At 69.0% G+C, this 20,205-nt stretch carries 18 protein-coding genes; 9 read left to right on the top strand and 9 right to left on the bottom strand.

Annotated features, from left to right (window positions below; all coding sequences use genetic code 11):
* The first annotated feature begins 55 nt into the window (after positions 1-55).
* The 4 genes from D0D37_RS35285 to D0D37_RS35270 all read left to right on the top strand — a co-directional run bounded on the left by D0D37_RS35285 (position 56) and on the right by D0D37_RS35270 (position 5,490).
* On the top strand, positions 56-1,690 hold the full coding sequence (locus D0D37_RS35285) for an ABC transporter ATP-binding protein (RefSeq protein WP_116204927.1): 1,635 nt from the start codon (positions 56-58) through the stop codon (positions 1,688-1,690).
* The gene (locus D0D37_RS35280) at positions 1,687-3,429 is read left to right on the top strand and encodes an ABC transporter ATP-binding protein (RefSeq protein WP_116204916.1); all 1,743 of its coding nucleotides are present in this window, start codon (positions 1,687-1,689) and stop codon (positions 3,427-3,429) included. The genes D0D37_RS35285 and D0D37_RS35280 overlap by 4 nt, the downstream gene beginning before the upstream one ends.
* 106 nt (positions 3,430-3,535) lie before the next feature.
* Positions 3,536-4,885, top strand: coding sequence for an outer membrane protein assembly factor BamB family protein (locus tag D0D37_RS35275; RefSeq protein ID WP_162834620.1), 1,350 nt, complete (start codon positions 3,536-3,538; stop codon positions 4,883-4,885).
* 185 nt (positions 4,886-5,070) lie between these two features.
* Positions 5,071-5,490: a pyridoxamine 5'-phosphate oxidase family protein gene (locus D0D37_RS35270; protein ID WP_116204914.1), complete on the top strand. Its 420-nt coding sequence runs from the start codon at positions 5,071-5,073 to the stop codon at positions 5,488-5,490.
* A 63-nt stretch (positions 5,491-5,553) separates the two neighbouring features.
* On the opposite strand, the gene purQ is transcribed toward D0D37_RS35270, so the two are convergent.
* Together purQ and purS are read right to left on the bottom strand one after the other, a co-directional pair.
* Positions 5,554-6,231, bottom strand: a complete 678-nt coding sequence (gene purQ, locus D0D37_RS35265) for a phosphoribosylformylglycinamidine synthase subunit PurQ (RefSeq protein ID WP_116204913.1) — start codon at positions 6,229-6,231, stop codon at positions 5,554-5,556.
* The gene (gene purS, locus D0D37_RS35260; protein ID WP_116204912.1) at positions 6,228-6,467 is read right to left on the bottom strand and encodes a phosphoribosylformylglycinamidine synthase subunit PurS; all 240 of its coding nucleotides are present in this window, start codon (positions 6,465-6,467) and stop codon (positions 6,228-6,230) included. Before purS ends, purQ begins: the two co-directional genes overlap by 4 nt.
* A 236-nt stretch (positions 6,468-6,703) precedes the next feature.
* On the opposite strand from purS, the gene D0D37_RS35255 reads away from it, so the two are divergent.
* Positions 6,704-8,284, top strand: coding sequence for a GMC family oxidoreductase (locus D0D37_RS35255; RefSeq protein WP_116204911.1), 1,581 nt, complete (start codon positions 6,704-6,706; stop codon positions 8,282-8,284).
* The gene (locus D0D37_RS35250) at positions 8,281-9,093 is read left to right on the top strand and encodes a methyltransferase domain-containing protein (RefSeq protein WP_116204910.1); all 813 of its coding nucleotides are present in this window, start codon (positions 8,281-8,283) and stop codon (positions 9,091-9,093) included. Before D0D37_RS35255 ends, D0D37_RS35250 begins: the two co-directional genes overlap by 4 nt.
* Here the strand turns inward: D0D37_RS35250 and D0D37_RS35245 are convergent.
* Together D0D37_RS35245 and D0D37_RS35240 are read right to left on the bottom strand one after the other, a co-directional pair.
* A complete protein-coding gene (locus D0D37_RS35245; RefSeq protein WP_116204909.1) occupies positions 9,090-10,274 on the bottom strand; it encodes a glycosyltransferase 87 family protein in 1,185 nt (394 codons plus the stop codon). The two genes, D0D37_RS35250 and D0D37_RS35245, sit on opposite strands and share 4 nt — an antisense overlap.
* Positions 10,275-10,305: 31 nt before the next feature.
* Positions 10,306-11,040 (bottom strand): GbsR/MarR family transcriptional regulator, encoded by a 735-nt coding sequence (locus tag D0D37_RS35240; protein ID WP_116204908.1) that lies wholly within the window; start codon positions 11,038-11,040, stop codon positions 10,306-10,308.
* A gap of 207 nt (positions 11,041-11,247) precedes the next feature.
* Here D0D37_RS35240 and D0D37_RS35235 point away from each other — a divergent pair, with 207 nt between their 5' ends.
* Together D0D37_RS35235 and D0D37_RS35230 are read left to right on the top strand one after the other, a co-directional pair.
* Positions 11,248-13,365, top strand: coding sequence for a S9 family peptidase (locus tag D0D37_RS35235; RefSeq protein ID WP_116204907.1), 2,118 nt, complete (start codon positions 11,248-11,250; stop codon positions 13,363-13,365).
* A 53-nt stretch (positions 13,366-13,418) separates the two neighbouring features.
* Positions 13,419-13,760 carry a hypothetical protein gene (locus D0D37_RS35230; RefSeq protein WP_116204906.1) on the top strand — a complete coding sequence of 114 codons (342 nt, stop codon included), beginning with the start codon at positions 13,419-13,421 and terminating at the stop codon, positions 13,758-13,760.
* 24 nt (positions 13,761-13,784) lie between these two features.
* On the opposite strand, the gene D0D37_RS35225 is transcribed toward D0D37_RS35230, so the two are convergent.
* Entirely contained in the window at positions 13,785-14,954 is a 1,170-nt protein-coding gene (locus tag D0D37_RS35225; RefSeq protein ID WP_116204905.1) for a lactate 2-monooxygenase, read from the bottom strand.
* A 9-nt stretch (positions 14,955-14,963) separates the two neighbouring features.
* Positions 14,964-16,460, bottom strand: a complete 1,497-nt coding sequence (locus D0D37_RS35220; protein ID WP_116204904.1) for an aldehyde dehydrogenase family protein — start codon at positions 16,458-16,460, stop codon at positions 14,964-14,966.
* A 199-nt stretch (positions 16,461-16,659) separates the two neighbouring features.
* Here D0D37_RS35220 and D0D37_RS35215 point away from each other — a divergent pair, with 199 nt between their 5' ends.
* Complete coding sequence (locus tag D0D37_RS35215) at positions 16,660-17,295, top strand: MBL fold metallo-hydrolase (RefSeq protein ID WP_116204903.1); 636 nt, start codon at positions 16,660-16,662, stop codon at positions 17,293-17,295.
* Here D0D37_RS35215 and D0D37_RS35210 read toward each other — a convergent pair.
* From D0D37_RS35210 to D0D37_RS35200, 3 genes are all read right to left on the bottom strand, one after another.
* Entirely contained in the window at positions 17,292-17,990 is a 699-nt protein-coding gene (locus D0D37_RS35210) for a DUF2334 domain-containing protein (protein WP_208720284.1), read from the bottom strand. The two genes, D0D37_RS35215 and D0D37_RS35210, sit on opposite strands and share 4 nt — an antisense overlap.
* A 100-nt stretch (positions 17,991-18,090) precedes the next feature.
* Positions 18,091-18,954, bottom strand: a complete 864-nt coding sequence (locus tag D0D37_RS35205; protein ID WP_116204902.1) for a class I SAM-dependent methyltransferase — start codon at positions 18,952-18,954, stop codon at positions 18,091-18,093.
* A gap of 171 nt (positions 18,955-19,125) precedes the next feature.
* Complete coding sequence (locus D0D37_RS35200; protein ID WP_116204901.1) at positions 19,126-19,656, bottom strand: NADPH-dependent FMN reductase; 531 nt, start codon at positions 19,654-19,656, stop codon at positions 19,126-19,128.
* Positions 19,657-20,205: the final 549 nt, after the last annotated feature.

The following is a 20,205-nucleotide window of genomic DNA, read 5'->3' as shown; positions in this document are numbered from 1 at the left end:
GCCGGGGCATAAATCAGTCGCGCCGGACGGTCCCGGCGGCTTAGCGTCAGTGATCGTGCTTTCCGCCACGTACCGCTTTCCCGACATCCGACTCCCGCAGCGTCCGACGCCGGTCCGGTATCTGCTGGCGGTCCTGCGCGCGCGGCCGTGGCTCGTCCTCGGCGCGGCGGTGACCGGGGCGGGCTGGTCGCTGCCGAGCGCCCTGCTGCCGCTGGTGATCGGCCGCGGCGTCGGCGCGATCGCGGACGGCGACACCTCCTCGCTCTGGCGCTGGGCGGTGGTCGCCGGCGTGCTCGGCGTGGTGCAGGCCCTGCTCGGCACCGGGCTGCACTTCGCGGCGTACGGCATGTGGATACACGGCGCGGGCACCACGCAACGCCTGGTCACCGACCACACGACCCGGCTCGGGGCGAGCCTGCGCGAGGCGGCCAGCACCGGCAACGTCGTCGCGGTCACCTCGTCGGACATGAACTGGATCGGCAACGCGTTCGAGGTCATCGGCCGCACCATCGGGTCGCTCGTGGCCTTCGTGGTCATCGGGATCGCGATGCTCGGCACGTCGCCGTTGCTGGGCATCGTCGCGCTCGTCGGCGTCCCGCTCGCGGTGCTCGGCATCGGCCCGCTGCTCGCGCCGCTGCAGAAGCGCAAGGCCACGCAGCGGGAGAACCTGAGCGACGTGAACGCGCTCGGCGCGGACATCGTGTCCGGGCTGCGGATCCTGCGCGGTGTCGGTGGCGAACGGCGGTTCCTGCGCCGGTTCCACGACGCCAGCCAGCTGGTGCGCCGGTCCGGCGTCGAGGTCGGGCGCAGCGAATCGTGGCTCGCCGCCGCGGAAGTGCTGCTGCCCGGACTGGTCACGGTGGCGATCACCTGGCTGGGCGCCCGGCTCGCGCTCGACGGCACGATCGGCGTCGGCGAACTGGTCGCGTTCTACGGCGTTTCGGCGTTCCTGGTGGTGCCGGTGAGCACGGCGACCGAGCAGGTCAGCGCACTCACCTCGGGCCTGGTCGCGGCGCGCAAGGTGTGCGGGCTGCTCTCCCTGCGGCCGAGGTTGGCCGACCCGGCGTCGCCGCAGCCGCTGCCGGACGGGCCGCTGGAACTGGTGGACACGACCAGCGGCATCCGGGTCGCGCCGGGCAAGCTGACGGTGGTCGACCTCGGTGCCGAAGCGGAAGCGATCGCCGAGCGGATGGCCCGGTTCGCCGATCCGGGCGAGGACGAAAAGGTGCTGGTCGGCGGGGTGCCCGCGGATCGCGTCGCGCTCGCCGAGTTGCGGACCCGCGTGGTGTACGCACACAACCAGGACATCTGGTTCTCCGGCGTGCTGCGCGAACAGCTGGAGCCCGCGCGTCCGGGCAACGTCGACATCTTCGCGGCGCTGCACGCGGCGGACGCCGAGGACATCGTCGAAGCACTGCCGCGCGGCGTCGACGAGCTGATCGGCGAACGCGGACGGGAAGTGTCCGGCGGCCAGCGACAACGGCTGAGCCTGGCCCGGGCGCTCGCGACCGACGCCGACGTGCTGCTGCTGGACGAGCCGACCTCGGCCGTCGACGCGCACACCGAGGCCCGGATCACCCAGCGCGCCAAGGAATTGCGGAACGGAAGGACCACGGTGGTGTTCAGCCAGAGTCCATTGTGGAGGAACGTGGCCGACGAGGTCGTGCACGGAAAGGCAGTGACGGTATGACGACGCGGCTCCCGCTCGCGTCGAGGCGCGAGGTCCGGCAATGGGTGCGGCGCACGGCCGCCGAGCACCGGCGCGAGTTCTCCTTGATGCTCGGCCTGTTCTTCCTGGCCACGCTGATCGGGCTGGCCGGGCCGCAGTTGCTCGGCCTCCTGGTGGACGGCGTGGTCAGCCACGGCACGACGATGCGGGTCGACCTGCTGGCGGCGGCGTTCGTGGTGGTGCTCGTGCTGCAGGCGTGGGCGAAGAAGGCGGCCCGGCTGCGCGGGCGCGTGTTCGGCGAACGCGTGCTGGCGGAGAACCGCGAACGGTTCGTCAAGAACGCACTCGACCTGCCGCTCGGCACCGTCGAGGCGGCCGGAACAGGCGACCTGCTCAGCCGCGCGACCAGCGACATCAGCAGGCTGGACCACGCGGTGCGCTTCGCCGCGCCGGAAATCCTGATCGCCACCGCAACCGTGCTGCTGACGACTATCGCGATGATCGTGACGTCTCCGCTGCTCGCGCTCACCCTGCTCGTCGCGCTGCCGCTGCTGGTCCCGGTGAACATCTGGTACCAGCGGGTGATTCCGAAGGCGTTCGCGTGGATGCTCGACCGGTGGGGCGACCTGCAGTCGGTCACCCACGAGACGGTGGAGGGCGCGCGGACCGCGGAGGCGCTGAGCCTCACCGAACGGCGGCTGGGCACCGGACATCGCGCGCTCGACCAGGCGGTGCTCGGCGAGCGGCGGATGCGGGCGTATCAGCTGCGCTGGCTGCCGTCGCTGGAGTTCAGCTACGTCCTGCCGATCGCGGCGCTGCTGCTGCTCGGGCTGTTCGCGTACCAGCAGGGCTGGGCCGGGCTCGGCACGATCACCACGATGCTGGCGTACGCGCAGGCGATGACCACGCCGCTCAACGAGGCGCTGTTCTGGCTGGAAGACCTGCAGGTCGCGATCGCCGCCGCACGCCGGATCCTCGGCGTGCGGCCGACCGAAACGGCCGAGAAGATCGCCGACGTGCCGCGCGGACGCGACATCGAGGTCCGCGACGTCCGGTTCGGCTACACCGCGGATCGCGAGGTGCTGCACGGCATCAGCCTGAGTGTGCCGCGCGGCGAACGGCTGGCGATCGTCGGGCCGTCGGGTGCGGGCAAGTCGACGCTGGGCAGGCTGCTGGCCGGGATTTCGGCGCCGACGGCGGGTTCGATCCAGGTCGGCGGCACCGAGGTGTCGACGCTCGCGGACGACGTGCTGCGCGGCGAGGTTCTGCTGCTGACGCAGGAGCACCACACGTTTTCCGGGACGCTGCGGGAAAACCTGGCGCTGCCCGCCCGGCGCGACGGTGGCGACTGGACCGACGAGGAACTGATGGCCTCGCTCGCGTCCGCCGGTGCGGCGGAATGGGCGGCCGGGCTGCCGGACGGTCTGGACACCCAACTCGGCTCCGGCGCGTACTCGGTCCCGGCCGGGCTCGCGCAGCAACTGGCGCTCGCCCGGGTCGTCCTGGCCGACCCGCACACGCTGGTGCTGGACGAGGCGACGTCGTTGCTGGACACCGGTTCGGCACGGGAGCTGGAACGGTCGCTGAACGCGGTGCTCGAAGGCCGCACGGTGATCGCGATCGCGCACCGGCTGCACACGGCCGCGGCGGCGGACCGGGTCGCGGTGGTCGAAGGCGGGCGGATCACCGAGCTTGGCCCGCACCAGGACTTGCTGGCGTCGGACGGCCCGTACGCGAAGCTGGTCGCGGCCGCGAGCTGAAGCGCGATTCCCGGACGACAAATCTGGCGCAGTGAAAGCTGTGGGTGAACTTTGGGGGAATCAGATTTCCCCAAATACACTATCCGCATCGAAAGGGGAGCGGGTAGTGACTGACAAAATAGGTGGCCGGCGGGCCCTCCTCGCAAGCTCGGCATTTCTGGTAGCCGTGGTGATCGCGGCGATCGTGGTACCGCTTGCGCTCAACAGCGGCAAGGTGCCCGGCCACGCGATCGCGGTGTCACAGCCAGGTCCGTGGCAGCTGGGATCGGACCGGATCCCGCCGTACGAGAACGGCATCGATTCCTGGGTCGTGGGCGACGATCTGGTGCTGGTGAACGACACCTATGCGGTCGCGTACGCACGGAGCGACGGCAAGGAACGCTGGAGGATCCCCTCCCCCTCCGGCCATTTCTGCGGGGCGAGCACCTCCGTCGTCGATAACCACGTCGCCGTCGGCTATGGGGATCTCTGCTCGAGCGCGGCCGTGCTGGATGTCAACGCGGGAAAGCTGCTATGGCAGCAGGCGATGCCCATCACCTCGTCGGGAAGCCCGTCGGAGGCGAAACTCGACGAGCACGCAGTGCTGGCGATCGTCGGCGGTTCGGTCGTGGTCGTGCACTACCAGCAGCTGCTCGGGCTGGACGCGGCCACCGGCGCCGTCCGCTGGTCCGAGGTCACGCCACCGACCGACGAGAAGGTGTACTCGAACTGCATCCCGTCGGACGGGATGCCGCGCAGCGCGGACTTCGTGCTGCTGTCCCACTGCAGCGCCAAGGACGCCGGCGACGACTTGTACGTCGCCGTTGCCGTCGATCCCGCGACCGGAAAAATCAAGCAGCACAACGAGTTCGTGAAGAGCAAGTCCTTCCTCACGATGGCGTGGGTGAGCGCGTCGCCGCTGGTCGCCTACCTCAGCGATACATCGAAAGGGTTGTATGAAACTCTCGACGACTCGCTCGAACCGGTTTCCACCATCGAGGCCGGAGACGCGTTGAACGGCTTCATGGGCGACGACGGATTCGGCTACAGCCTGAGCGGGGTCTCCAACGGCACGTCACATCGACGTTCGCGAGCACTCGTCACGGGCACCACGATGATCGCCCTGACAAACCCGCAGAAGCCCAACCGCCTCGCCGCGTTCGACCTCCGCACCGGTGCCAAACGCTGGGAAGCCCCGGCACCCGGCGGCGGCATTGTCGCGGCACCGCTCGCGGTGGAGGGCGGGCAGGTGATCGCCGTGGTCTCCGCTGGCCAGGACAGTCCTGATCAGCACATCGTCAAGTTCTCACTGGACACCGGAGCGGTGACACCCGTGCGCACGGTCTCGCTCCCGGGTTCCGGCAATCGCCGCTTGGCACCGTGGTTCTGCCGCTTGTTCTGGGCAGACGGGGTCGTTTACGGAGTCCGCGGGATCTACAACGGGCAGTCCACGGCACTGGTCTTCCGGCTCGGCTGAGTCTTCTGCCTCGGCTTCGCCGAGGCGGCGGGATCGCCTTTAAGCCGGCGCGATCCCGCGGCATGGTCCCGTCAGTTCGAACTGATCAGGCGGTGTGGCCGAGGCGAACAACACGGAATGTCTGCCCGGGATTCGGCGTTGGGCACAAGCGGATCCTGATCTTTCTAGCCTGGGGGTGACGCCGGATGGCGGTCATGACGGTGGACGAACGAGAGAAGTTCCTCGCAGAGAAGCGCGTGGGTGTGCTGTCGATCGGCCGGGACGGCGCGGCTCCGCTCGCGGTTCCGGTCTGGTACGACTACGAGCCCGGCGGCGAGCTGCTGATCTGGATGGACCGGGGGTCGGCGAAGGACCGGGCGATCGAGGCCTCGGGCAAGCTGAGCCTCACGGTGCAGCAAGAAACCCAGCCGTACAAGTACGTCACGGTGTCCGGTCCGGTCGTGGACCGGTCCTCTGCGCCGACCGAGGAGCAGGCGCTCGCCATTGCCTCGCGGTACGCGTCCGAGGCGAACGCACGGGAGTTTGTCGAGGGCTCGCTCAAGGAGACCTCGGTGCTGGTGCGGGTGCGCACCGAGCGCTGGCTCTCCAGCGACCACAGCAAGTAAAAGCCGTGAGGGGAACCCTGAGGGAATCAGATTCCCTCAGGGTTCCCCTCACGTACCTTTGGCTCAGGCCTTCACGAGCGCGTCGACCGCGCTGTAGAACATGCCGAGGCCGTCGTCGGACGGGCCGGTGAGCGCGTCGATCGCGTGCTCCGGGTGCGGCATGAGACCGACCGCGCGGCCGTTCTCGCTGGTGACGCCCGCGATGTCGTTGCGGGAGCCGTTCGGGTTGCCGCCGACGTAGCGGAACGCCACCCGGCCCTCCGCCTCCAGCATGTCCACAGTGGACTGGTCGGCGACGTAGCAGCCGTCGTTGTTCTTGAGCGGCACCAGGATTTCCGCGCCCGCCTCGTAGCGCGTGGTCCACGCGGTGGTGTTGTTGTCGACGCGCAGCCACTGGTCGCGGCACACGAAGTGCAGGCCGACGTTGCGGATCATCGCGCCGGGAAGCAGACCGGCCTCGCACAGGATCTGGAAGCCGTTGCAGATGCCGAGCACCGGCATGCCCTTGCGGGCGGCGTCGATGACCGAGGTCATCACCGGCGCGTAGCGGGCGATCACGCCGGCGCGCAGGTAGTCGCCGTAGGAGAAGCCGCCCGGGACGACGACCGCGTCGACGCCCTTCAGGTCGTCGTCGGCGTGCCAGAGCGAAACGGCTTCGGCGTCGGCGTAGCGGACCGCGCGGGCGGCGTCGCCGTCGTCGAGCGTGCCGGGGAAGGTGATGACGCCGATGCGGGCGCTCACGCCTCGACCCGCCGGATCGTCCACTGCTCGATCACCGGGTTGGCGAGGAAGCCCTCGGCCATCTTGGCCAGCGTCTCGTCATCGACGTCGTCGTCGACCTCGAGTTCGAAGTGCCGCCCCTGGCGCACGTTGGCGACCCCGGAGAAGCCCAGCCGCGGCAGCGCACGCGCCACCGCCTGGCCCTGCGGGTCGAGGATCTCGGGTTTGGGCATGACGTCGACAACGACTCGAGCCACGGCTGGCTGCTCCTTATTTCTGCAGGTCGTGGGTGCGCTTGAAGCGTACTTCACCAGCTGGACCGGCAGACAGACCGGTGTCGGGGAGGAGACGTGACCCACGCCGTCGCGCGGGGCGCCGAATTCCGCCGGGTTCGATGCCCCTTCCGACTGATCGGTTTTCCGGGGACTTGCGCGTAGCGTGACCTGCGCCATGATGTGTCGTTGACAGGGTGTCAACACCACCGGGAGGCAGCGTGCCAGAGCAGGACTCCTTCGACTACGTGATCGTCGGCGCGGGCAGCGCGGGCTGCGTGCTGGCGAACCGGCTGAGCGAGGACCCGTCCGCGCGGGTGCTGCTGCTCGAGGCGGGCGGCGAGGACACCGCGGACGAGATCCGGATCCCGGCGGCGTTCGCGTCGCTGTTCAAGACGAAGTGGGACTGGAACTACGAGACCGTCGAGCAGAAGCACACCGGCAAGACGGCGTACTGGCCGCGCGGCCGGATGCTCGGGGGCTGCTCGTCGATCAACGCGATGATCTATATCCGCGGCAACCGCGCCGACTACGACGGCTGGCGCGATGCGCACGGAGCCACCGGCTGGGGCTGGGACGACGTCCTGCCGTACTTCAAGCGCGCCGAAGGCAACCAGCGCTTCGGCGATCCGCTGCACGGCACGGACGGCCCGCTGCACGTCGAGGACCGGCGGTTCACGCACGAGCTGTCGACCGCATGGGTGGACAGCGCCGTTTCGTGGGGGCTCAAGCACACCGACGACTTCAACGGCGAGTCGCAGGAGGGGGCCGGGCTCTATCAGGTCACCTGCAAACGCGGCCGTCGCTGGTCCACCGCGGACGCTTACCTGCGGCCTGCCCTGGAGCGGCCAAATCTCACGGTGCGCACGAACGCGCAGGTCACCAACGTTGTCTTCGAGGGCACCCGCGCGGTCGGAGTGTCCTATCTGGACAAAGGCGTGCCGACGACCGTCCGCGCGGACGCCGAGGTGCTGCTGTCCGGCGGCGCGATCAACTCGCCGCAACTGCTGATGCTGTCCGGAGTCGGACCGGCCGAGCAGCTGCGCGAACTGGGCATCGACGTGGTCGCCGCGCTGCCCGGGGTCGGCGACAACCTGCACGACCACCCGGCGGTCGGCGTGATCTGGTCGACTAAGGGCACGACCGACATCGCGGACTCCGCGACGCCCGCCGGGCTGATGCGCTACCAGCTGACCAAACGCGGCCCGCTCGCGTCGAACATCGGCGAGGCGGGCGCGTTCTACTCGACCCGCGACGGGCTGGCCGCGCCGGACATGCAGATCCACGTGGCCCCGACGTTGTTCTACGACAACGGAATGCGCGAGCCGACCTGCCCTGGCTTCACCTCCGCAGCCACCCTGGTCGACGTCGCGAGCAGGGGGCGGCTGCGGTTGAAGTCGGCGAATCCGTTGTGGAAGCCGGAAATCGACCCGGCTTACTACGCGGAGTCGATCGATCTGGAGTCGATCAAGTCGGCGCTGCGGTCGCTGATCGAGATCGGCCGGTCGGGTCCGCTGGCGAAGTTCTTGGACCGGCCGTTCCTGCCCGCGACGCATGAGCTGTCGGATGAGGCGCTGACTGAGCATGTCCGGGAGAACACGCAGACGCTGTATCACCCGGTCGGCACGTGCGCGATGGGCAGCGGCGAGCACGCGGTGGTGGATCCGGACTTGAAGGTGCGCGGAGTTTCGGGGCTGCGGGTGGTGGACGCTTCGGTGATGCCGGTGGTGCCGCGAGGGAACACCAACGCGCCGACGATCATGGTGGCGGAGAAGGCGGCGGACCTGATCCGGGCTCGATGACCGCTCTGTCAACCTGGCGGGATCTCCTTGCCGCCTGGGCGATTCCGGACACCGTGCATCCTCCGGAATCGCCGTGGGTTCTGCCGCGGGAGGTGTTTCTGCGGCGGGCCGATCGGCAGATCGCCGAGCCGATCGGGGCGACGCATCGGTTGGCTGCCGAGGCTTTGCGGGAGCCGGGCACGGTGCTCGACGTCGGCGCGGCGGCCGGGGCGGCGAGTCTGTCCCTGGTCGGCCGATCGAACGTCACCTCGGTGACGGCGTTGGACACTGACGACGAGTTGCTCGCCGCGTTCGCCGAGCGGGCGGCGGGCGTGGAGCATCGGCTGTTGTCCGGCAGGTGGCCCGAGCTTGCCGAGTCAGCCGGTGTGGCGGATGTCGTCGTGTGCGGGAACGTGGTCTACAACGTCCCCGACCTGGCCCCGTTCGCCGCGGCGCTCACTGCGGCGGCGCGGCGGCGGGTGGTAGTCGAGACGGCCGCGCGGCATCCGTTGACCGCGCTTAATCCGTTGTGGCAACGGTTTCACGGTATTGAGCGACCAACTGGGCCGACTGCCGAGGATCTTCTCGCAGCGCTCGCGGAAATCGGGATCGAGCCGAAAGTCGTGGTGTGGCAACGGCCGCCGGAGCGGGAGTACGCGGAGTTCGCGACGATGGTGGACGTCGTCCGGCGGCGATTGTGTCTTCCTGCCGACGCGGCCGGGGAGGTCGAGCGGGCGTTGCTGGAGATGGGCGTGGACCCGGAAATGCCGCCAGATCTCGGGTCTTCCGGCCGGGATCTGGTGACCCTGGCATGGCCCGGTTCCGCCTAACGGGCGCGTTCCAGGGCGGGAACGCGGGCGAGCTGCAGCGAGAATAGCTGCCCGGCAAGGAAACCCAGCCCGAGAATGAGGTAGGAGTCGCCGACCAGGTGCTGCCACGGCGTCCACGCGAGTTCTTGCATTCCGCTGGACGGCACGAAAGTGTGCGGCGCGACGATGAAGACCGCGAGCCCCGCGAGCAACGCCGCGCCGGTGCCGGGCGTGCGAACCCGCGCGGCGAGGATGAGTGCTGCGGGCACGATCCAAACCCAATGGTGCGACCAGGAAATCGGCGACAGGACGAGCACGGTCGCCGCGTTGACGACGAAGGCGAGCAGTCCGTCGACGCGTCGCATGACGAGGACGGCGGCGATCAGGACGAACGCGGACGAGGCCAGCCACAGCAGGTCGTGCGTGCGCGGCAGCAGGGCGAGCCGGTTGAGGGCGCCTTCGATGGTCTGGTTGGTCGCGTAGGGAGATCCGCTGAATCCGTCGGCGCCGGTGAGACCGCCGCCGAAGAAGTACTCGGCGGACGCGCGCGGAGCGACCAGGAAACCGATCAGCGTGGCTGCGGCACCGGTGAAAAGGGCGTTTCGGGCGGCGCGGAAATCCTTGGTGAGCAAGAAGAACAGCAGGAAACCGGCGGGCGTTACCTTGATCGCGGCGGCGAGGCCGACTAGCAGGCCGCGTGGCCAGCGCGGGTTGGGCACAAGGCAATCGACCACGACTAGTGCCATTAGGACGAGGTTGATTTGTCCAAAAGAGAGCGTCGAGCGTACCGGTTCGAAGGCAAAAGCAGCACCGGCGAGCGCGGACGCGGTCACTGCGGCGGTGCGGCGGTTCCAGCCCTGCCGCAGACGGCGGACCACGACGTACAGGACGACCCAGAGTGAGACGACCGAGACGAAATCGAGCACAAAGGACGCGACAGACAGCGGAGGAAGTGCCAAGGCGGAGAAGAGAATCGCGGCGAACGGCGGGTAGATGAAGGGCAGCATGGAGCCTGCCGTCGTGGCGGGGAGAGCGCCGTAAAGGTCGCCACCGTGGAGGACGGCGTCCGCGCCGAAGCGATAGACCTGCAGGTCAACGGGATTGAAGCGGCTGACGACGGCCGCCGCACCGACGGCGATCACTGTCAAGCTGACGACGAGCAACAAGGCGGATAGCCGCCCAGCCTTTTCCTGCAACCACATGCCGCGGCCATTGTAACGTCGGCTTTGGCGATCAGCCGAACGGTTGCGAGCGCTCTTCCCGGTAGGCGTGCAGGATGTCGCGAGCCTCCTCCGCGGAACGGCGGATGCTGTCCGCGACGACGTCGACAAAGCGCGCGATGCCCTCCAGCCGGACAGCCGCCTCCGTGTCCGGGCCCAGCACTTCGACACCGCGCCGCGCGGTTTCGGCGAGGCGGAGGTTGGCGCTGACGGTGGCCATCATCGACTCGTAGAAGACGTCGTCGTCGACCAGGTAGCGCTCGCGACGGCCCTCGTCGCGTTCTCGGCGCACCAAGCCCTGGTGTTCGAGGAACTTGATCGCTTTCGACACCGACGCGGGGCTGACCTGCAGCCGCCGGACGAGTTCGGCCGCGGTGAGACCGCCGGAATCCGTGGTGTAGAGCGCGACCAGCAGCCGCGCGGTCATCTTCGGCAACCCGGCGTCGGTGAAGACGGTGGCGAACGACTCCTCGTACTCGCGCACCGCCTCGGCGTCGCGTCCGCCCTCCGGCGGAACTGGGCGAGCCCGTCGGGACGATGATTGCCTGCTCCGGTGGGCGCGGTGTTCGGTGGCGTGCTGGGCGAGGTCGGCGCGGTAGCCGGCCGGGCCGCCGTTGCGCAGTACTTCGCGCGTGACCGTCGAGGTGGGCCGGTCGAGCCCGCGGGCGATCTCCGCGTACGCAAGACCGTCGGCGAGCCCGACCGCGATCTGGTGGCGTTCCTGCTGGGTGAGCCTGCCGCCGGGCATCGCGATCTCCTTCGTTCTCGCCGAGGATAGCGTTGCTCTCGCTCTCATTGCAACACGGCCATTGCGTTGACCTTAGCGTTCATTGCAACGATTCACCGACGTTTACCTGCATAAACTCCACTGAAACGCAACATGCAGGTTGGCAAGATATGGAAACGCAACGTAGCGTTTCGCAAGTCAGAAACAACTGGGGGAAGGAACCCGGACATGCCGACCATCGAGAACTACCAAGCCGCCGAACTGCTTCTGCGCCGCCTCGCCCGGCCCGGCGAACTGATCGTCGGCGACCGCGTCCGTCCACAGTGGATCGACGGCGGCGCGCGGTTCTGGTACGCCGTGAACCACGGCGACAGCAAGCAGTTCTTCCTCGTCGACCCGGCCGCGGGCACGCGCACCCCGGACTTCGACCCGACGCAGCTGCCCGCCGCGACGCCGCCGGGCGCCCCGCTGGACGTGCCCTCGCCGGACGGCAAGGTCGCGGTGTCCCAGCGCGGCGCGGACCTCTGGGCGGTGTCCGGCGACCGCGAATGGCCGCTGACCACCGACGGCGCGCCCGGCTATCAGTACGGCACCAGCCCGGAGAGCCTCGGCAACGCCACCCTGCTGCGCAAGTTCGGGTTGCCGCACCTGCCGCCCGCGGTCGCATGGTCGCCGGATTCGACCAAGGTGCTGACTCACCAGACCGACGAGCGCGAGGTCCGCGAGACGCACCTGCTCGAAGCCCGGCCCGCGGACGGCAGCGCACCGGCGCTGCACACCCAGCGCTATCCCTACCCCGGCGACGAAAAGATGGCGCTGGCCGAACTGGTAGTGCTCGACGTCGCCACCGGCACGACGGTCCGCGCACAGACCGAACCGCTGCTCACGCCGATGATGTCGCCGGTGACGGCCAAGTGGGCGTGGTGGGCGGCGGACGGTTCGGCGGTGTACTTCCTCGGCCAGCCGCGCGACCGGCACACCCTCACGCTACACCGGATGGACCCGTCGACCGGCGAGGTCACCACGGTGCTCAGCGAAACCGGGCCGACCCGCGTCGAGCCCAACCAGTGGCTGTACGAGCCGCCGATCGTGCGCGTGTTGGAGAACGAGGTGCTGTGGTACTCCCAGCGTGACGGCTGGGGCCACCTGTATCGCTACGACCTGCACACCGGTGAACTGCTGAACCAGGTCACGTCCGGCGATTGGGCGGTGCGGCAGATCCTGGGCGTCGAAGCGGAGACGGTGTACTTCGTCGCGTCCGGGCTGGTCGCGGAGGATCCGTACCGGCGGACGGTGTGCCGGATCGGCTTGGACGGCACCGGGTTCGCCAAGCTGACCGACGATTCGCTGGACCACGTCGTCACGATGCCCGACAGCATGGCGTACTTCGTCGACTCCGCGTCTACTGTGGACACCCCGCCGGTGGCGACGGTTCGCGACTGGTCCGGTCGCGTGCTGGTCGAGCTGGAGCGGGCGGACATCACGAAGCTCGCCGCGACCGGCTGGACGCCGCCGGAACCGTTCTGCGTCAAGGCGGCCGACGGGGTCACCGACATCTACGGCGTGCTGTACCGGCCGCACGGTTTCGATCCGGAGAAGACGTATCCGGTCGTGGACAACATCTATCCCGGCCCGCAGGTCACCCGGGTTTCGCCGTCGTTCGACCCGGGCGGCATGGGCCTGGACGCGGAACCCCTTGCCGCACTGGGCTTCGTGGTGCTCGCCGTGGACGGACGCGGCACGCCGGGCAGGAGCAAGGCGTTCCACGACGCGTCTTACGGCAAGCTCGCCGACGCGGGCAGCCTGGACGACCATCTCGCGGCCATGCGACAGCTCGCCGAGACGCGGCCGTGGATGGATCTGGACCGCGTGGGCGCGTTCGGGCATTCCGGCGGCGGATTCGCGACGGTGCGGGCGATGGTGGACTACCCCGAAGTCTACCGGGTCGGCGTTGCTTTGTCCGGTTCGCACGACGCGCAGCATTTCAGCCTGGACTTCGTGGAGGCTTACGACGGCGCGGACAATCCGCGGGCGTGGGCGGCATCGTCCAATGTGGAGATCGCGGATCGGCTGACGGGCAAGCTGTTGCTCGTCCACGGCGAGATGGACGACCGCGTGCACCCGGACAACACGCTGCGGCTGGCGGATCGGCTGATCGCGGCGAACAAGGACTTCGAACTGCTCATCGTGCCCGGCGCCGAGCACGTGTTCATCGACTGCCTGTCGTATGTCCGGGCCCGCGGCTGGGATTTCCTGGTGCGCGAACTGCTGGGCGAGCAGCCGCCCGCCTACCGGCCCGCTCCGATCGTTCTCGATCCGGAGCTGCTCGGCGAGCTGTTTGCCTGACGTTTTGTCGACATTGCCCGTTTTTGTCGGACCCTCTCGCTACGGTTCCAGCCATGAGCACTTCCCTCTACTACGACGCGAGCCGGGCGACCGCGCTCACCCCCACCGAGACGGCCGCGATCGAGCGCATCGTCACCACCCACCAGTCGTCATTCCCTTACCCGGACGAGGAATCCCTCTTCCTGTACGAGGAGGGCGGCAGCGAGCCGGACGCGATCGTGGCCGGTTCCACCAAGATGCCGTTCGATGTCGACCGGGTGATGGCGGTGCTCGGACTGGTGCTGGGCTCGGTGACCGAACTGCGGCGCGCTGTTCCGGACGCGGAGTGGCGGGTACAACTGGACGATTTCGAGATCCCGTGGGACGAGCACGAGGGGTACTTCCTTCCCTCGTGAACCGTCGGGTCGGCCGGCGGTGTTTCAGGCCTGGCCGACCCGCCGCAGGGCTTCGCGGGTGAGGTCCTTAAGCGTCGGATAGCCGTCGACAGCCATGATCAGATCAGCTTCAGCCAGCAAGGTACGCAGAACATGGACAACGCCGTCCTCACCAGCCAACGACAAACCCCACGCGTACGGGCGGCCGACGCCCACCGCGGTCGCGCCCAAGGCCAGCGCCTTGACCACGTCAGCTCCGGAGCGAACGCCGGAGTCGAACAGGACCGGCGCGCCGCCGGAGGCATCGACTACCTCGGCCAGGCAGTCCAGCGCCGGGAGACCGCCATTGGCCTGCCGTCCGCCGTGGTTCGAGCAGTAGATCCCGTCGACCCCGCCGTCGATCGCGCGGCGGGCGTCGTCGGGATGCTGAATGCCTTTGACCAGCAGCGGAAGCTTGGTCAGCGACCGCAGCCAGGGCAGGTCTTCCCAGGTCAGCGGGTTGCCGAAGAGCTGCGCCCACAGCCCGACGGCGGCCGCCGGGTCGTCCTCCGGAGCCTTGCCGAGCCGCTTCCGGAAGACCGGGTCGGCGAAGTAGTTGGCCAGGCAATGCCCGCGCAGCTGCGGGAAGTTCGCCGTCGACAGGTCGCGCGGACGCCATCCGGTGACCCAGGTGTCGAGCGTGACGACGATGCCGCGGAAACCCGCCGCCTCGGCGCGTTGCACGAGCGAGGCGGCGAGATCACGGTCAGTTGGCGTGTACAGCTGGAAGAAACTCGGGGTGTCGCCCAGTTCCGGGACGAGCGTTTCCATCGGATCGACACTCAGCGTCGAAGCGACCATCGGCACGCCCGTTCGCGCGCTGGCTCGTGCGGTCGCGAGGTCGCCGTGCCCGTCCTGCGCACACAGGCCGATCACTCCGACCGGTGCCATGAACAGCGGCGACGGCAGCGTCATCCCGAACAGGTCCACCGACAGGTCGCGTTCGTTCGCGCCAACGAACATCCGTGGGACCAGTCCCCAGCGCTCGAATGCCTCGACATTCCCGCGCTGGGTCCGCTCGTCGCCCGCCCCACCGGCCACATAGGACAGTACGGACGGCGGAAGCGCTTGTGCGGCACGCGCTTCCAGTTCCGCGTACGCCATCGGCAAATCCGGGACGCGGCCGGACAACCCGGCGAAGTAGATCTCGTGCTGGAAATCGCCGAAGCCGGGCAACAGTTCTCCTCAGCGCTTGCCGTGCAGGACGGTGACCAGCTTGGCGACCAGCGCGTCCGTGGATTCCTTGCGGGAGAAGGAAGTGAGCGTGAGCGGAGCGGTGAACCGCTGCCGCGCCACTGCCTTCGGGCGGGCGAACTCGCGCAGCCCCTCCGGGCCGTGGATCCGGCCGAATCCGGAATCGCCGACGCCGCCGAAGGGCAGCGACGCGATGCCGGCGAACGAAAGCGGAGCGTTCACCGAGGTCATGCCTGCGCGCAGCCGCGACGCCAGCTCGGCGCCGCGCGCCCGCGAGAACACCGTGGAGCCGAGGCCGTACTTGGTCGCGTTGGCCTTCTCGATCGCTTCGTCCATGTCGCGGACCTTGGCGATGGTGACCGTCGGGCCGAACGTCTCCTCGCGCACCGCCTCGGAGTCCTCCGGGACGTCGACCAGCACAGTGGGCTGGACGTAGCGGTCGCCGACGCTCTCCACGCCGCCGACCAGCGCTTTCCCGCCGCGCTTCAACGCGTCCTCGATGTGACTGCGGATCACCGAGAGCTGCGAGGGCATGGTGATCGGGCCGTACTGCGCGTCCTCGTCGGAGCCGGCGCGCACGTTCTTCGCCTTCTCCACGACTCGCGCGACGAACTCGTCAGCCACGCGTTCGTGCACGTAGACGCGCTCGACGCCGATGCAGGTCTGGCCGGAGTTGGAGAACGCGCCCCAGACGGTGGCATCAGCCGCCGCTTCGAGGTCCGCGTCCGTGTCGACCAGCAGCGCGTCCTTGCCGCCCGCCTCGATCACGACCGGAGTCAGGGTGTTCGCGGCGGCGGCCATGATCTTCTTGCCGGTGGTCGCGGAGCCGGTGAACGCGATCTTGTCCACGCCGGAGCCGACCAGCGCGGCCCCGGTCTCGCCGAAACCGGTGATCAGCTGCAGCACCGGCTGCTCGGGCACGATCTCGGCGAACGCGTCGACCAGCCATTTCCCGACGCCGGGCGTGTACTCGCTCGGCTTGAAGACGACGGCGTTGCCCGCGGCCAGCGCGTAGGCGATGGAGCCGAGCGGGGTGAACACCGGGTAGTTCCAGGGCCCGATCACGCCGACGACGCCGAGCGGGAGGTACTCGACGGTGGCGGCCTGGTTGGCCATCAGGAGGCCGGACGAGCGGCGGTGCTTGCCGAGCACCTTGCGGGCGTTCTTCGCCGCCCACGCGATGTGCTCGATCGCCAGCACGCTCTCGAGCTGGGCGTCCGCGATCGGCTTGCCGGTCTCGTCGCGCACGACCTGGCACAGCTGCGGGAGCCGCCGGGTGAGCACGCCCTTCCAGCGCTGCAGCCGCTCCGCGCGACCGGCGAAGCCGAGGCCGTCCCACCAGCGCGCGGCCGCCCTCGCCCGCTCGACGGCGGTGCCGACCTCGTCGGCCGTGTGCACCGGATAGGTCCCGACGACCTCGTCGGTGGCCGGGCTGAGCGAATCGAACGTCTCGCCGACGGGCGTCGGCTTCGGCTGGACCGCGGTCATCGGCGTTCTCCCCGTCTCGGTGAACCCCCAGGCTACGAGGTTGCTGACACTCTGCCAACAGTTGCCCGGGCTTCCCGCCAGCATGGCATCCGGGACCGGCCGCGGAAAGTCCTCCAGGTCCGGGAGGGAATCGGCGGCCCTCCCGGACCTCGGCCGCGGCGTAGGGTTGAGCCGACCGATCTTGGTAAGGAGAAACCTGATGCGGATCGTCCATTTCGGACATTCCTGCGTATTGCTCGAGACCGCCGCGGAGCGGATTCTGCTCGACCCGGGCACGTTCTCCACCGGCTTCGAGGCCGAGCGCGAACTGTCCGCGGTGCTGATCACCCACCAGCACTTCGACCACCTCGACGTCGAACGGCTGCCCGGGCTGCTCAAGGCGAATCCGGACGCGAAGCTGATCGTCGACCCCGGTTCGGCCGAGGCGATCGAGAAGCTGCATCTGGAGTTCGAGGTCGCGCGCCCCGGCGACGCGTTCGAGTTCGGCGGCACCTCGGTGTCGGTCGTCGGCGGCGAGCACGCCGTGATCCATTCCGATATCCCGGTGATCCCGAACATCGGCTACCTCGTCGACCACGGCGCGTTCTACCACCCGGGCGACTCGTTCTTCGTGCCCGAGCAGAAGGTCGACGTGCTCGGCCTGCCCACCGGAGCCCCGTGGCTGAAGGCAGGCGAAGCGGTGGACTTCCTGCGCGCGGTCGCGCCGCGCCGGTCGGTGCCGATCCACGAGGCGGTGCTGGCCAACCCGGCGATGCACTACGGGCTGTTCCAGAACCTCGCCCCGGAAGGCACCGACGTGAAGGTGCTGGAACGAGGCGTCGCGACGGAGGTCTAGGCGGGAGCGGTGTGGCGCAGGGAGCCGTAGGTGCTCCCGAAGGCCCGGTTTTCGAGGGCCACGTCCACCGCATCCAGCAACGCCTGCCGCAAGCCGGGGCGGCTGAGGTCGGCGGCATCAATACCAAGCCGCACCAACCCGCCCCGGCGAGCGGCCCGGGCAGAGGCCAGTACAAGCGCGAAGCAGCGGACAGTCTCCGTACGGTGTGACTGACTCGTGAAGTCTTGTACCCGCGCGCGCCGAATCTCGCCGGTCACCAGGTCCCGGACAGCGTTCTGGTCGGCGCACAGCGTGAAGCCGTGTTCCCGCAACGCCTGCACAGTGCCAGTCGACGCGAGCCAACGCGGCGGCGCGAAACCGTCGACAGTCACGCCGGTCGCGTCGAGAGCGGCCTTCGCGGCGATGAGCCTCAGCCGCGCTTCATGTGCAGGCAGCACGGCGAACTCAGCCTTGCGACCCAGGTGCACGGCGCGATGCGTTGGCGGAATGCGATGGTCATAGCCGTTGAGCAGCACCGAGTCACCCGCCGCGGCGCGCGTACGCACCCAGGCCGTGACCGGCCCGTCCTCGGTGCGCGCGACATGCAGAATCGACAGCGGAACGTGCCGACGTTCGAGTTCGGCCGCCAGATGCGCACAACGGTGCAGCGTGCGCGTGGTGACCCCGGACAGCGAGACCAGCAGGCGAGCATCCACGCCACCATTGCGCCGCAGCCGTGTGGCGACCGCCTGACCGCACCGTGAACTGCGAGTGAGACTTACGCGGCGGACAGTCACCGCCCGATATGCGCGCCGGTTATGCGGGGTTCTTGCGGCAGTGCCAGATCAGCATCGAGGGCACGTCTTTCGCCGCCGCGACCAAGGCTTCTGGGATCAGACCGTTGAGCGACCACGGCCAAAGGTCCCACGGTCCCCCGCCGGGAACGTGCTGCGGCTGGGCCAGCGTCGGCGTCGGCTCCTGGCAGCTCACCGGCGTGAGACCCGCGTCGAAAAACGCACGCAGATAGTCGCCGACCCGGTGGTGATAGGTGCGCACCCGAGCCGGTTTGCCGTCAGCCGTGCGTACCGAGGGAATCGATCCGCGCTGGACCTGCTCGGGATGCACGTCGGAGAGGACGAGGTGCCCGCCCTGAGCGAGGACGCGGGCGAACTCCGCGAGCACCGGCGTCAGGTCCGGCACGTGCGACAACGCGAGCCCGCAGAGCACCACGTCCTGCGAACCGTCGTCGACCGGGAGTTCCTGCAGGTCGGCGACGAGGGTCGAGTCGGCCTTGGCGTGGCTGAGCATCTCGGGCGAACCGTCCACGGCGACGACGTGGTGCCCACGCTCGACCAAGAGGCGAGTGAGTCGCCCAGTGCCGCAGGCAGCATCGAGCGCGCGGCCGGGCGGAATGGTGTCGAGGATCGTCGCGAGGTAGGGCTCGTCGGCGAAGGCAGCGTTCTCACCGGAGTCGTACGCGGCGGCCCAACGAGCGTAACCATCTCGCGGGGCGAGCTGGGTTACATCGACGCCTTCGGCCAGGCCTTCATCGGACAGCAGCGCGCGGATTTCACCTAGGCGCGCTTCGACGAACGCGCGATCGTGCTCGCCGGTGAACGCGCGGAGCAAGGCGGTTCCTTCGATGCCGACGAGGTAGGCGAGGGGATGCTCGTAGCTCACCCTTGCGGACGCTAACCGGGCAAATGCCGCAAGGCCACCGATTTTCGCGTTCCCCCGCCATGTTCTCGTGGCTACTAGGCTCAGCGGCGGATTACGTACCGCACCAGCTTCATCCTGGGGAATACTCGGCCCGGTGCCGAGCGGGACAGCCTTCACAATTGGCTCAGCCGTTCACGGATTGACCGGTTTGGCCGCCACCACGAGCCGCCGCACCGCGACCGCGACCCGCCCGCGCAGGTCGGGATCGATCAGGGCGCCGTTCTCGACAGCCTGGCGAGGAATGGGAATCCGCGCACAAGCGTCGTCGACGATGCGGGTGCCCGCGTAGGTGAGCGTCTTGCGGAGAGAGTCGTGCGCGTCCGCACCCCCAGTCGGCGCGGCGACCGAAGACGCGTTGATCCACGCGACCGGCTTGCCGTACATCTCGCCGCCGCCGATGGTCCAGTCGAGCAGATTCTTGAACGAACCCGGCAGGCCGCCGGCGTACTCCGGGGTGCAGAACAGGACGCCGTCCGCCGCCCCGATCGCCTCCCGCAACGCCGCGACCTCTTCAGGCAACGGCTCCCGATCGCGGTCAGGATTGAAGTGCGGCAGCCCGTCGAGCCCACCGTACACAGTGGACGGTGTAAACCCGGCTGCGGTCGCGATGACAGCCGCGTTGACCGAACCGGCCCGCAGACTGCCGCTGATGAGCAGAAGCACGAGCCCAGTGTGCCAGCGCGGACGGTGCCGCGGGGTCGCCTTTTCCGGTATCTGCCTAACGTTCACCCGCTGCGACCGCGCGAACGCAACTGCCGCACGCCCCGCCGCCCCGGCACCGGCCGCACCCGCTGCGTGACGTGCCGAGCTGCGCAGCGGCTCGGCGATGGACGGTTGGTGACGGATCGGATTCCAGCCGAGCGCAGGTCCTGGAACGGCCGGAGCCCGACCGCGACCAGACCCGACCCGCGCCCGAGCAGCCGCACGGCCTGCCAAAGCCACAGCCAACCCGTGCCGGAGCAGACGCGCAAGCCGCCAAGACCACAGCCAATCCGCACCGGGGCTGGCGCTTCCTGCCAATCGCCAGCCGAACACAGGTACCGCGGCCGCCCGGGAATCGCCAGCCGCAAGACCGCTCCCAAATAGGCGGACAGCCTGCCGGGCGAGAGATCAGCGCACCGACCTCACGCCCACACCACCCCTCCCCGCTGCCCCTTCGCCGATGCAGCCGCCGCTCGCGTTACCGGACCCAGGCACACCACCTCTCCCCAC

It is taken from the genome of Amycolatopsis circi (assembly GCF_003385235.1).
GTDB classification, from domain to species: Bacteria; Actinomycetota; Actinomycetes; order Mycobacteriales; family Pseudonocardiaceae; genus Amycolatopsis; species Amycolatopsis circi.
Note: the sequence above shows the minus strand (reverse complement) of the source record. Positions and strands in the feature narration are given on the sequence as shown.